The organism is Streptomyces viridochromogenes (assembly GCF_001270495.1).
Taxonomy (GTDB): domain Bacteria; phylum Actinomycetota; class Actinomycetes; order Streptomycetales; family Streptomycetaceae; genus Streptomyces; species Streptomyces viridochromogenes_A.
Window position 1 is genome coordinate 113,961 of sequence record NZ_LGUR01000094.1, and the last position, 13,437, is coordinate 127,397.

The 13,437-nt window shown below is 68.2% G+C and carries 9 protein-coding genes and 1 pseudogene; 3 read left to right on the top strand and 7 right to left on the bottom strand.

What is annotated here, in order from left to right:
* Positions 1-16 precede the first annotated feature (16 nt).
* The 7 genes and pseudogenes from gyrA to dnaA all read right to left on the bottom strand — a co-directional run bounded on the left by gyrA (position 17) and on the right by dnaA (position 12,173).
* Positions 17-2,614: a DNA gyrase subunit A gene (gene gyrA, locus ADK36_RS10580; RefSeq protein WP_048581436.1), complete on the bottom strand. Its 2,598-nt coding sequence runs from the start codon at positions 2,612-2,614 to the stop codon at positions 17-19.
* A 42-nt stretch (positions 2,615-2,656) separates the two neighbouring features.
* Entirely contained in the window at positions 2,657-4,741 is a 2,085-nt protein-coding gene (gene gyrB, locus ADK36_RS10585; RefSeq protein WP_048581437.1) for a DNA topoisomerase (ATP-hydrolyzing) subunit B, read from the bottom strand.
* 511 nt (positions 4,742-5,252) lie between these two features.
* A complete protein-coding gene (locus ADK36_RS10590) occupies positions 5,253-5,840 on the bottom strand; it encodes a DUF721 domain-containing protein (protein WP_053197087.1) in 588 nt (195 codons plus the stop codon).
* Positions 5,837-6,958 carry a DNA replication/repair protein RecF gene (gene recF / locus ADK36_RS10595; RefSeq protein ID WP_053197090.1) on the bottom strand — a complete coding sequence of 374 codons (1,122 nt, stop codon included), beginning with the start codon at positions 6,956-6,958 and terminating at the stop codon, positions 5,837-5,839. Before recF ends, ADK36_RS10590 begins: the two co-directional genes overlap by 4 nt.
* A gap of 163 nt (positions 6,959-7,121) precedes the next feature.
* On the bottom strand, positions 7,122-7,997 hold the full coding sequence (gnd, locus tag ADK36_RS10600) for a phosphogluconate dehydrogenase (NAD(+)-dependent, decarboxylating) (RefSeq protein ID WP_048581440.1): 876 nt from the start codon (positions 7,995-7,997) through the stop codon (positions 7,122-7,124).
* 204 nt (positions 7,998-8,201) lie between these two features.
* Entirely contained in the window at positions 8,202-9,332 is a 1,131-nt protein-coding gene (gene dnaN, locus ADK36_RS10605; RefSeq protein ID WP_030049463.1) for a DNA polymerase III subunit beta, read from the bottom strand.
* A 938-nt stretch (positions 9,333-10,270) separates the two neighbouring features.
* Positions 10,271-12,173, bottom strand: a pseudogene (gene dnaA / locus ADK36_RS10610) (chromosomal replication initiator protein DnaA).
* Between the two features lie 383 nt (positions 12,174-12,556).
* Between dnaA and rpmH the strand changes: the two are divergent.
* Genes rpmH through yidD form a run of 3 tightly spaced genes read left to right on the top strand, consistent with a single transcriptional unit; the run spans position 12,557 to position 13,437 of the window.
* On the top strand, positions 12,557-12,694 hold the full coding sequence (rpmH, locus tag ADK36_RS10615; protein ID WP_005482975.1) for a 50S ribosomal protein L34: 138 nt from the start codon (positions 12,557-12,559) through the stop codon (positions 12,692-12,694).
* Positions 12,695-12,715: 21 nt separating this feature from the next.
* Positions 12,716-13,087: a ribonuclease P protein component gene (rnpA, locus tag ADK36_RS46050; protein WP_078916200.1), complete on the top strand. Its 372-nt coding sequence runs from the start codon at positions 12,716-12,718 to the stop codon at positions 13,085-13,087.
* Entirely contained in the window at positions 13,084-13,437 is a 354-nt protein-coding gene (gene yidD, locus ADK36_RS10625; protein WP_048581443.1) for a membrane protein insertion efficiency factor YidD, read from the top strand. The genes rnpA and yidD overlap by 4 nt, the downstream gene beginning before the upstream one ends.

Genomic DNA, 13,437 nt, shown 5'->3' on the forward strand with positions numbered 1-13,437 from the left:
TGACTCACTCCTCGTGCTACTCGGCCGAGGGTGCCTCACCCTCGTCCGTGCCGATGGTCTCGACGGCACCCTCGGCGGTCTCGTCGACGGCCACGTCGCCGTCGACCTCCTCCGCCTCGCGTCCCGCCTCGGCGTTACGTGCGATACCTACGACGGCATCGCGCTTGCCCAGGTTGATCAGTTGGACGCCCATGGTGTCACGGCCCGTCTCCCTGACCTCGTTGACTCGCGTGCGAATCACACCGCCGCCCAGCGTGATGGCGAGGATCTCGTCGGTCTCCTCGACCACCAGCGCACCGACGAGCGAACCGCGGTCCTCGACGATCTTGGCGGCCTTGATGCCGAGGCCGCCGCGACCCTGGACGCGGTACTCGTCGACGGGGGTCCGCTTCGCGTACCCGCCGTCGGTGGCAGTGAACACGAACGTACCGGTTCGAACAACATTCATCGAGAGCAGCTCGTCTCCCTCTCGGAAGCTCATGCCCTTGACACCGGAAGTGGCACGGCCCATGGGACGCAGCGACTCGTCCGTGGCCGTGAACCTGATCGACTGGGCCTTCTTGCTGATCAGAAGCAGATCATCGTCGGCCGAGACCAGTTCGGCGCCGATCAGTTCGTCGTCGGAACCGTCCTCGCGCTCACGCAAGTTGATCGCGATCACGCCGCCGGAGCGGGGCGAATCGTAATCCTTCAGCGGCGTCTTCTTCACAAGTCCGCCCTTCGTGGCGAGCACCAGGTACGGCACCGCCTCGTAGTCACGGATCGCGAGGATCTCGGCGATCGCCTCGTCCGGCTGGAAGGCGAGCAGGTTCGCCACGTGCTGGCCACGCGCGTCACGGCCGGCATCCGGGAGCTCGTACGCCTTGGCCCGGTACACGCGGCCCTTGTTGGTGAAGAACAGCAGCCAGTGGTGCGTCGTCGAGACGAAGAAGTGGTCGACGATGTCGTCTTCCTTCAGCTTCGTTCCGCGTACGCCCTTGCCGCCCCGCTTCTGCGCGCGGTAGTCGACGGTCTTGGTGCGCTTGACGTAGCCGCTGCGCGAGACCGTGACGACGATGTCCTCCTCGGCGATCAGGTCCTCGATGGACATGTCACCGTCGTAGGGCACCAGCATGGTCTTGCGGTCGTCGCCGTACTTCTCGACGATCGCGGCGAGTTCCGCACTGACGATGCCGCGCTGGCGGACCGGCGAGGCCAGGATCTCGTTGTACTCGGTGATCTTCGCCTGGAGTTCGTCGTGCTCCTGGATGATCTTCTGGCGCTCCAGGGCGGCCAGCCGGCGCAGCTGCATCTCGAGGATGGCGTTGGCCTGGATCTCGTCGATCTCCAGGAGCTCCATCAGGCCCCCGCGCGCGATCTCGACGGTGTCACTGCGCCGGATCAGCGCGATGACCTCGTCGATGGCGTCCAGGGCCTTCAGGAGGCCGCGCAGGATGTGCGCCCGCTCCTCGGCCTTACGCAGACGGAACCTCGTACGGCGGACGATGACCTCGATCTGGTGCGTCACCCAGTGGCGGATGAACGCGTCCAGGGAGAGGGTGCGCGGGACGCCGTCGACGAGCGCCAGCATGTTGGCGCCGAAGTTCGTCTGCAGGTCCGTGTGCTTGTAGAGGTTGTTGAGTACGACCTTGGCGACCGCGTCCCTCTTGAGCACGATGACGAGGCGCTGACCGGTACGGGAGCTGGTCTCGTCCCGGACGTCCGCGATACCGCCGATCTTGCCGTCCTTCACCAGGTCGGCGATCTTCTGCGCGAGGTTGTCGGGGTTGACCTGGTAGGGCAGCTCCGTGACCACCAGGCACTGGCGGTTCTGGATCTCCTCGACCTCGACGACCGCGCGCATGGTGATGGAGCCGCGGCCGGTCCGGTAGGCCTCTTCGATGCCCTTACGGCCGACGACGAGTGCCCCGGTCGGGAAGTCGGGGCCCTTGATGCGCTCGATGAGGGCGTCGAGCAGCTCCTCGTGCGAGGCCTCCGGGTTCTCCAGGTACCACTGGGCGCCGGCCGCGACCTCGCGCAGGTTGTGCGGCGGGATGTTGGTGGCCATGCCGACCGCGATCCCGGCCGAGCCGTTGATCAGCAGGTTCGGGAAGCGGGCGGGCAGGACGGTCGGCTCCTGGGAGCGGCCGTCGTAGTTGTCCGTGAAGTCGACGGTCTCCTCGTCGATGTCACGGACCATCTCCATCGACAGCGGCGCCATCTTGCACTCGGTGTAGCGCATGGCCGCCGCCGGGTCGTTGCCCGGAGAGCCGAAGTTGCCGTTGGAGTCGACGAGCGGCATGCGCATCGACCACGGCTGGGCGAGGCGCACCAGGGCGTCGTAGATGGAGGAGTCGCCGTGGGGGTGGTAGTTGCCCATGACGTCGCCGACCACGCGGGCGCACTTGTAGAAGCCGCGCTCGGGGCGGTAGCCGCCGTCGTACATCGCGTACAGGACGCGGCGGTGGACGGGCTTGAGGCCGTCCCGGACGTCGGGCAGCGCACGGGACACGATGACGGACATCGCGTAGTCCAGGTACGAGCGCTGCATCTCCGTCTCGAGCCCGACGGGCTCGACGCGCTGGGCGATGTCGCCGCCTTCTTCAGGCGTGAGGGGGGTGTTCTCGTCGGCCATTGCTGGTGAAGATCCTTCCTGGTGCGGTCAGCTGAGACCGACTCAGATGTCGAGGAAGCGGACGTCCTTGGCGTTGCGCTGGATGAACTGGCGGCGGGCCTCGACGTCCTCGCCCATCAGGACCGAGAACAGGTCGTCGGCCTGCGCGGCGTCGTCCAGGGTGACCTGGCCGAGGACCCGGTGCTCCTGGTCCATCGTCGTGATGCGCAGCTCCTCGGCGTTCATCTCACCGAGACCCTTGAAGCGCTGGATCGAGTCCTCGCGGACGCGCTTGCCGCGCTGACGGCCCATCTCCAGCAGCGCGTCGCGCTCGCGGTCGGAGTACGCGTACTCGACCTCGTCCCGGCCCCACTTGATCTTGTAGAGCGGGGGACGGGACAGGAACACGTGTCCGGCCTCGACCAGCGGCCGCATGAAGCGGAACAGGAAGGTCAGCAGCAGGGTGTTGATGTGCTGGCCGTCGACGTCGGCGTCCGCCATCAGGATGATCTTGTGATAGCGCAGCTTCTCGATGTCGAAGTCCTCGTGGACTCCGGTGCCGAAGGCCGAGATCAGCGCCTGGATCTCCTGGTTCTGGAGGATCTTGTCGATCCGCGCCTTCTCGACGTTGAGGATCTTGCCTCGGATCGGGAGGATCGCCTGGTACTCGGGGTTGCGGCCGGACTTGGCCGAGCCGCCGGCGGAGTCACCCTCGACGATGAAGATCTCGCACTTGGTCGGGTCGTTCGACTGGCAGTCGGAGAGCTTGCCCGGCAGGGACGCGGTCTCCAGCAGGCCCTTACGACGCGTCAGATCACGGGCCTTGCGGGCCGCCACGCGCGCGGTGGCCGCCTGGATGCCCTTGCGGATGATGTCCGCCGCCTCGTTCGGGTTGCGGTCCAGCCAGTCGTTGAGGTGCTCGTAGACGACCTTCTGGACGAAGGTCTTCACCTCGGTGTTGCCCAGCTTGGTCTTCGTCTGCCCCTCGAACTGGGGCTCGCTCAGCTTCACCGAGATGATCGCGGTCAGACCCTCGCGGATGTCGTCACCCGTGAGGTTGTCGTCCTTCTCGCGCAGCAGCTTCTTGTCGCGCGCGTACTTGTTGATCAGCGAGGTCAGCGCGGCCCGGAAGCCCTCTTCGTGCGTACCGCCCTCGTGGGTGTGGATGATGTTCGCGAAGGAGTACACGCCCTCGGTGTAGCTGCTGTTCCACTGCATCGCGACTTCGAGGGAGAGGCTGCGCTCCTTGTCCTCGGCCTCGAGGTCGATGACGGTGGGGTGCACCACGTCTCCCTTGCGGGAGTTGAGGTACTTCACGAAGTCGACGATGCCGCCCTCGTAGTGGTAGTCGACCGACTTGACCTCGGCGCTCTCGTCCGCGCCCGCCTCGTCCGCGCCGGACGTCGCCTTGGCCGACTCCCGCTCGTCGGTGAGTTTGATCCTCAAACCCTTGTTGAGGAACGCCATCTCCTGGAAACGTCGCGAGAGCGTCTCGAAGGAGTAGTAGGTGGTCTCGAAGATGTCCGGGTCGGCCCAGAAGGTGACCGAGGTGCCGTGCTCCTCGGTGGCCTCGTGCTTGGCGAGCGGGGCGGTCGGGACGCCGAGCTTGTAGTCCTGCGTCCAGCGGTAGCCGTCGGTCTTGACCTCGACGGCGACCTTCGTCGACAGGGCGTTCACCACGGACACGCCGACACCGTGCAGACCGCCGGAGACCGCGTAACCGCCGCCGCCGAACTTGCCGCCCGCGTGCAGCACGGTCAGCACGACCTCGACGGCCGGCTTGCCCTCGGACGGCACGATGCCGACCGGGATGCCACGGCCGTTGTCCACGACCCGTACACCGCCGTCGGCGAGGATCGTCACGTCGATCGTGTCCGCGTGCCCGGCCAGCGCCTCGTCGACGGAGTTGTCGACGACCTCCTGCACCAGGTGGTGAAGTCCGCGCTCACCGGTGGAGCCGATGTACATACCGGGTCGCTTGCGGACCGCGTCCAGACCCTCGAGGACGGTGATGGCGCTGGCGTCGTACGAGGCGGTGACCTCGCCGTTCGACGAGGTGACCGCGCCGTTGGCGCCGGCGTCGGTGGACGGGATGTTCTCGTTGGGGTTGCCGGAATCGGCCACGAAGCGCCCTTTCTGGCACAGCACCAGCCAAGCTCGTCGGCGGGTTGCCGGAGCGGCTGCGGCATGTTGCGTTGGTAAGCCTTGATCAGCGTTGCTCAGCTTGTCCCGGACGGTCCCCACGATTGGGGCGGGATTAGCCTCCAGTCTACCGGTAGCGCCGACAGTGATGGGGGTTTGCCGGTACCTGAGTCCGCATGTGCCGCCCTGAACCTGGCTCGGCCGACTCCCGATATGCGGATGGGGGCTCAAAGAGGCTCACAGAGCCACTCAGCGCTTCCGGCCGTCAACCCTTGGCTACTTCGGAGTCAGGTCGCGATTCGCGACCGCGTGCGGTAGTACGACGAGGAGGTCGCCGACGGCACTTCGGGACCGCCGACAACTACTGATGTGATGTCGGTCACCTGTGGCTTACGGGGCTTCGGGGGCCTCTGTGACGGCGGCTCGGCCGGCCCTGGCCCGGCCCCGCTCTGCGCGGAACCCGCCCTTCGCGGACAGGCCGATCACCCGTCACGCGTCACCCGATACCTGGCGCCCGTCACCCGTAGGTGTCGCCGGGCCCCGTGCTGCCAGGCGCACGCAGAGGGCCGTAGCGGCGAGCAGGACCGCCGGGGCCCTGCACCTTGATCTGCCGCACCGCGCCATGGCCGAGGTCCTCGTTGAGGCGGGCGACCAGCGTCGGGGCGAGCAGCCGCAGGTTCGTCGCCCAGGCCGTCGAGTCGCAGCGCACGACCAGGATTCGCTCGTCCTCGTCGTACTTCTCCGGCACGCAGTGCTTGGCGACGTCCTCGCCGACGATCTGTGGCCAGCGGCCCATCACACCGCCCACCGCGGCCGGGGTCTCCCAACCCCGCTCGGTGATCAAGCGGTTAATGGCGGAGCCGAGCGCCACGGGGTCGCGGCCGTCTGCCCGCGCGCCGGAGCGCAGGCCGCCGCGCCGCGCCTGCTTCTTCTGCCGCGCCGCGTCCCCACGCGCGCGTGCCTGCTCCTTGGCCGCCCTGAGCGCCACGCGCGCGAGGTCGACGCCGGAGGGCTCGGGGGTCTTCTTCGGGGCGTTCTCGGACGCCTTGTCGGACGGCCGGTCGGACGGGCTGGGGGACGGACCGTGGGACGAGTTCTCGCTCATACGCGCTCCACCGTCCCCTCGGCCACCGTGTACCGCACCCCGGTCAGTACGTGCGGTACGTCGTCGTCGACCGCGGCGGTCACCAGGACCTGCTCGCCGGGCGCGACCAGCTCGGCCAGGCGCTCGCGGCGCCGGGTGTCCAGCTCCGCGAAGACGTCGTCGAGGACCAGTACCGGTTCGTTACCCTCGGCCCGCAGCAGGTCGTAGGAGGCCAGACGCAGCGCCAGCGCGTAGGACCAGGACTCGCCGTGCGAGGCGTATCCCTTGGCGGGCAGCTGACCGAGTTTGAGAAGCAAATCGTCACGGTGCGGGCCTACGAGGGTGACGCCCCGCTCGATCTCCTGCTTGCGGGCCTCGGCGAGCGCCGCCATCAGCTGCTCGAAGAGATCGTCGCGCGTGTGCGCCTCGCCGGGAGCCGACGGCTTGTAGTCCAGGGAGACGGGGCCGCCGCCGGGCGCCAGCTGCTCGTACGCCTTGTCGGCGAGTGGCTGGATCGCGGCGATCAGATCGAGACGCTGGGCGAGCAACTCGGCGCCCGCGCGCGCGAGATGCTGGTCCCAGACGTCGAGGGTGGACAGGTCCATGGACCGGCCGCCGTGCCGACGGGCCAGCGCGGCCGACTTCAGGAGGGTGTTGCGCTGCTTGAGCACCCGCTCGTAGTCGGAGCGGACGCCGGCCATGCGCGGGGAGCGGGCGGTGATCAGCTCGTCGAGGAAGCGGCGCCGCTCGCCGGGGTCGCCCTTGACCAGGGCGAGGTCCTCGGGCGCGAACAGGACGGTCCGTACGATCCCCAGTACGTCACGCGGTCTGACCTGCGAGGACCTGTTGATGCGGGCCCGGTTGGACTTGCCCGGGTTGAGCTCCAGCTCGACCAGCTGCTGCCTCTCGCCCTGCCGCACCTGCGCCCGGATGATCGCCCGGTCGGCGCCCATGCGGACGAGGGGAGCGTCGGAGGCGACGCGATGGCTGCCGAGGGTGGCGAGATAGCCGACGGCCTCGACGAGGTTGGTCTTGCCCTGGCCGTTGGGACCGACGAAGGCGGTGACGCCCGGGTCCAGCGGTACTTCGACCCGGGCGTACGAGCGGAAGTCGGCCAGCGACAGATGCGTGACGTGCATGGTCGTTCGCCGACCTCCCCCAACGTGTGCTTCAGCTTTCCCCAGTTGTGGACAACCGGGTCACTCCCGAGGGTGCCAGGGTGCCATCCCCAGGGTGTGGATTACTTCTTCTCATTTCCGACGGTCGTTCCCGACGGCCGTTTCCGACGATGGTTCTCGACGGTTACTTCGACTCGACCGCGTGGCCGCCGAACTGGTTCCGCAGCGCCGCGATCATCTTCATCTGCGGGGAGTCGTCCTGGCGGGACGCGAACCGCGCGAACAGCGACGCGGTGATCGCCGGGAGCGGCACCGCGTGGTCGATGGCGGCTTCCACAGTCCAGCGTCCCTCACCGGAGTCCTGTGCATAACCCCTGAGCTTGTCCAGGTGCTCGTCCTCGTCGAGGGCGTTCACCGCGAGGTCCAGCAGCCAGGAACGGATGACCGTGCCCTCCTGCCAGGACCGGAAGACCTCCCGGACGTCGGTCACGGAGTCGACCTTCTCCAGCAGCTCCCAGCCCTCGGCATAGGCCTGCATCATCGCGTACTCGATGCCGTTGTGGACCATCTTCGCGAAGTGCCCCGCACCGACCTTGCCGGCGTGCACCGCGCCGAAGTCGCCCTCCGGCTTGAGGGCGTCGAAGACCGGCTGCACCCTGGCGACGTGCTCCGCGTCGCCGCCGTACATCAGCGCGTAGCCGTTCTCCAGGCCCCAGACGCCGCCGGAGACGCCACAGTCGACGAAACCGATGCCCTTGGCCGCCAGTTCCTCGGCGTGCTTCTCGTCGTCCGTCCAGCGGGAGTTCCCGCCGTCCACGACGACGTCGCCGGGCTCCAGCAGCTCGGCGAGCTCGTCGATGGTCGACTGGGTCGGGGCACCGGCCGGGACCATCACCCAGACCACGCGCGGCCCGGGGAGCTTGCCCACAAGCTCTTCCAGGCTGTGGACGTCCGCGAGGTCCGCGTTGCGGTCGTATCCGACGACGGTGTGGCCGGCGCGGCGTATCCGCTCGCGCATGTTGCCGCCCATCTTGCCGAGGCCGACGAGACCGAGCTCCATCAGTTGTTCCTTAGGTTGCTGTGGCGTGTGGGGCACCTGCGTGCCCACGTACGAGCCTAAACCCGGACGCACGCGCACATCCGTGGGCATAGGCGCTCATACGTACGCCCTCACCTGCGTCTTCATCCGACAGGTCGTCCCCAGGTCCGGTGATCCACCGGACCTGGGGACGCTGTGGACAACCGCGACGCCAACGGCAGCAGGTCAGCCGCTCAGTCGCACCGGCATGATCAGGTACTTGTAGGCCTCGTCCGCCTCGGCGTCCAGCGCCGGCTTGCCGCTGAGCAGCGCGGGCTTCGTGGAGGTCGTGAAGGACAGCTGGGCCACCGGGGAGTCGATGGCGCTCAGGCCGTCCAGCAGGAAGGTCGGGTTGAAGGCGATCGACACGTCGTCGCCCTCCAGCTGGGCGTCGACCCTCTCCACAGCCTGTGCGTCGTCGCTGGAACCGGCCTCCAGGATGAGCACGCCCTGCTCGAAGCTGAGCCGCACCGGGGTGTTCCGCTCGGCAACCAGCGCCACACGCTTGACGGCCTCCACGAAGGGGGCGGTCTCGATGACAGCCACGGAGTTGAACTCCGTCGGGAACAGTGAGCGGTACTTCGGGAGGTCGCCCTCCAGGAGACGGGTCGTCGTACGACGACCGGCGCCCTCGAAACCGATCAGGCCCTCGCCCGCACCCGAGCCGGACAGCGCCAGCGTGACGCTGTCACCGCTGGTGAGCGCCTTGGCGGTGTCCAGGAGCGTCTTGGCGGGGACCAGGGCGACCGCCGAGGCCTCCGGGTTCTCCGGCTTCCACAGGAACTCGCGGACCGCGAAGCGGTAGCGGTCGGTCGACGCCAGCGTCACCGTGTCGCCCTCGATCTCGATGCGCACGCCGGTGAGGACGGGCAGCGTGTCGTCGCGACCGGCCGCGATGGCGACCTGGGCGGCGGCGGAGGCGAAGACCTCACCGGGCACGGTGCCGGTCGCGGTCGGCATCTGCGGCAGTGCCGGGTACTCCTCCACAGGCAGGGTGTGGAGTGTGAACCGCGAGGAGCCGCAGACCACGGTCGCCCGTACACCGTCTGTGGAAATCTCCACCGGCCGGTTGGGGAGAGCGCGGCAGATGTCGGCCAGCAGGCGGCCGGAGACCAGGACCGTGCCCTCCTCGTCCACCTCGGTCTCCACGGACACGCGCGCGGAGACCTCGTAGTCGAAGCTGGACAGGCTCAGCTGGCCGTCCTCGGCCTTGAGGAGGAGGCCGGCGAGGACAGGCGCCGGCGGACGGGCCGGGAGGCTGCGCGCCGCCCAGGCCACGGCCTCCGCGAGTACGTCGCGTTCCACCCGGATCTTCACTGTTGCCGCCTCCTGCTGTTGCCGGCGCTTCTCGGCCTGCCTGGCTTCGTCGTCTGTCTCGGTGTCGTCGGCCCCAGTGAGGGGAAGGACACCGGGAACAGTCTGACGCACCCCACTGACAGTAGGTGCCTCTCGGGGTCAAGTCGTGACGAGGGGCAGCCGGGAGCCGGACAGCGAGTTGTGCACAGGACCCACTTCGAAACGGATTCCCAGCTCTCTCTAGTTGGGAGTAGTAGTAGGGCCTGTGGATACCGTGGATAACCCCGTTTTCCCAGCTCAGAGCGGAAATTTTGTCCACGGGTCCTGTGGGCGACGGCGGTGGACAACCGGGCGTATCTGTGGAGAACAGAAAGTTCTGCACACCCCGTGCACAGGTCGAGGCGACTTCTCCCCAGCGCCGTCCCCAGCTTTACCCACCTTTCCCACAGGCCAACCCGGCACCTTCGTGTGACGCCTTTCACTCGGGTCGGTGAGAGGGCGCGTCGCGTTGCCGAACAGTGGACAGCGATGTGGAGAAGCTGGGGATTGCTGGGGACAACCGGCCGCATCCTGTGGGTTGCCGGTGGACAACTCGATGCACAGCCTGTGGATCTTTTCGCTGTCCACAGGCTGTGGAGATCGTTCGTCCACGAATCCACATGCGGTTGACCTGGTCTGATGGTCGCTCAGCAGGTGCCGCTGTGGACACAGTCTGGACAACTTCCCAGTCCCCAGGGTGTGGACGCGAGAAAGTCACCAAATCTGTGGAGAGTGGCCGTAACTCGGCAGCTAATCGAACAGCCGGTGTCCGGACGTTCGGCCACGGCATCGCGAGCGGCACCACGAACGGCATGACGAAGGGCGCCCCCGGAACCTCCTCCGGGGGCGCCCTCGGCGTCGTACGACGGCTCTTGCGGCCGCCCTCAGGCCAGTCTCAGGCCGCTCGTCGGCACGCTCCGTCAGCCGTTCTTGATGCGGTTGGTCAGCTCGGTGACCTGGTTGTAGATGGAGCGCCGCTCGGCCATCAGATTGCGGATCTTGCGGTCGGCGTGCATCACCGTGGTGTGGTCGCGGCCGCCGAACAGCGCGCCGATCTTCGGCAGCGACAGGTCCGTCAGCTCACGGCACAGGTACATGGCGATCTGGCGGGCCGTGACGAGCTGGCGGCCGCGCGAGCTGCCGCACAGGTCCTCGACCGTGAGGCCGAAGTAGTCGGCGGTCGCGCTCATGATGGCCGTCGAGGTGATCTCCGGTGTCGCGTCGTCGCCGCCGGGGATCAGGTCCTTGAGGACGATCTCCGTGAGGCCCAGGTCCACCGGCTGCCGGTTCAGCGAGGCGAACGCCGTCACCCGGATCAGCGCGCCCTCCAGCTCGCGGATGTTGCGCGAGATGCGGGAGGCGATGAACTCCAGCACCTCCGGCGGGGCGTTGAGCTGCTCCTGGACCGCCTTCTTGCGGAGGATCGCGATGCGCGTCTCCAGTTCGGGCGGCTGGACGTCGGTGATCAGACCCCACTCGAAACGGTTCCTCAGCCGGTCCTCCAGCGTGACCAGCTGCTTCGGCGGCCGGTCGCTGGAGAGCACGATCTGCTTGTTCGCGTTGTGGAGGGTGTTGAAGGTGTGGAAGAACTCCTCCTGCGTCGACTCCTTGTCCGCCAGGAACTGGATGTCGTCGACGAGCAGGATGTCCATCTCGCGGTAGCGCTTGCGGAAGCTGTCGCCCTTGCCGTCGCGGATGGAGTTGATGAACTCGTTGGTGAACTCCTCCGAGCTCACGTAACGCACGCGCGTGCCGGGATACAGGCTGCGCGCGTAGTGCCCGATCGCGTGCAGCAGGTGCGTCTTGCCGAGCCCCGACTCCCCGTAGATGAACAGGGGGTTGTACGCCTTCGCGGGCGCCTCGGCGACCGCCACCGCGGCCGCGTGCGCGAAGCGGTTGGACGCGCCGATGACGAACGTGTCGAAGAGGTACTTCGGGTTCAGACGTGCGGTCGGCTCACCGGGCCCGGGCGCCGGCGCGGGCTGCGCCGCCAGCGGGCCGGGCGCGCCGGTGGTCGGCAGGTTCGAGCCGACGGGGCCGCCGCGGTGCACATGGCCGGAGCCGGACGGCGGCTCAGGCCGGTCGCGGCGGGCGTCGCGGTCGTAGTCGGAGCGCGGCTGGTCGTAGTCCGGCCGCTGCTGCTCGTACTCGGGGCGGTGCTGCTCGTAGTCAGGACGGTGCTGCTCGTAGTCGGGGCGGTGTCCGTCGTACGACTGCCGCTCCATCGGCTGCGGGCGGTAGTCCTGGGTGGGCGCGCCGTAGGAGTCCTGTGCGTAGGAGTCCTGCGACGGCGAGGCGTACGGGTCCCGCTCCGGGAAGCCGAGCCGCTGTTGCTGCCAGCCGTACTCGTCCTGGGTCGGGCGGGGCCAGCTGCCGGGGCCGGGCTCGGGGCGCTGGTACTCGCTCGGGTAGGCCGGGCGGGCGGTGGGCAGCGGGTCGTTGGGCGCGCTCCCGCGGTCGTCGGCGCGGTGGCGGCCGTAGCCGTCGTACGAGGGGAGCTCGGGCTCCTCGTAGCGCGGTTGGGGCGGGGCAGGGGGGGGCGGGGGGGCCCCCCCCGGGGGGTGGGGGGGGGGTCGGGCGGGGGGTGGGGGGCCCCCCCCTCAGGGTCTCGCTGACGATCGGGGCCAGACGGCCCTCCAGTACGCCCTTCGCAAATTCGTTCGGTACGGCGAGGAGAGCGGTGTCGGCGACCAGCGCGAGCGGCTGGCAGCGCCGGATCCAGTGCTCGTCCTTCACCTCGACGCCCTGCCCGCGGCCCTCACCGAGAAGTTGCTCGAGTACTCGTGGCCACACTGCGGCAAGATCGGCAGGTACGTCAGCCACAGGGCACGCTCTCTCACGGGTCCCACGAACGTGTGATGGTGGGACGGGTCGGGATTCAAAAGGGATGGAGCCAGATTCAAGGGGACAAGGGAACGAATCGGAGTTCAGCCACGGTAGTCAGGGCGGCGGGTGCGGTTCAAGTTGTTGTCCCCAGGCTGTGGATAGTGTCTCCCCGTGACCTCTGGTTTGACCGGATGGCGTAGCCGCGCGTACCGTAACCAGGTCGAGTTGTCGATGGCTGCTGCCGCCTGCCTCCGATGGGCACAGATCGCCTCGGGTGATCGGGAAGCGGTGCACTCGGGCGTAACGCGAGCTACCTCGTGGGCGCACGGTGACAGCCAGGACGGCACCCGCCAACACCGATTTCTTTCTGGAGCCCCCGAGTGAGCAAGCGCACCTTCCAGCCGAACAACCGTCGTCGCGCGAAGACCCACGGCTTCCGCCTGCGGATGCGCACCCGTGCCGGCCGCGCGATTCTCGCGAACCGTCGCAGCAAGGGCCGCGCCAGCCTGTCCGCCTGATCCCGATCAGGTCATGACGTCGTGCTGCCCACCGACAACCGGCTGAGGCGGCGCGAGGACTTCGCGACCGCGGTCCGACGAGGACGCAGGGCAGGACGCCAGCACCTCGTCGTCCACCTTCGTAGCGGTGCCATGGACCCGCACGCGCCTGGGGAGAGCGCTCCCCCGACGCGTGCGGGTTTCGTCGTGAGCAAGGCTGTGGGCGGTGCGGTCGTGCGGAACAAGGTGAAGCGCAGGCTTCGCCATCTGATGCGCGACCGAGTCGACCAGCTGCCCCCCGGTAGCCTGGTAGTCGTACGAGCGCTGCCCGGTGCGGGTGACGCCGACCATGCACAGCTGGCCCGAGACCTGGATGCCGCTTTGCAGCGGCTCCTGGGAGGGGGCGCGCGATGAAGTACCCACTGCTGGCCCTGATCAAGCTGTACCAGTGGACGATCAGTCCGCTGCTCGGGCCGGTGTGCAAGTACTACCCGTCGTGTTCCCATTACGGATACACGGCGATCGACCGGCACGGTGCGATCAAGGGCACGGCGCTCACAGCCTGGCGCATCCTGCGGTGCAATCCGTGGTCGCTGGGCGGTGTGGACCATGTACCGCCACGCAAGCGCCCGCGGTGGCACGAGTTGCTGCGCAACGCTTGGCGCGCACGCAAGGGCGGGCCCTCCGCCGCGGAAACGGCCACCGAAGAGAATGTTCCTTCGGGCCCGGCCGCAGAGACCTCGCCCCATGCCCAAGGAGCATGA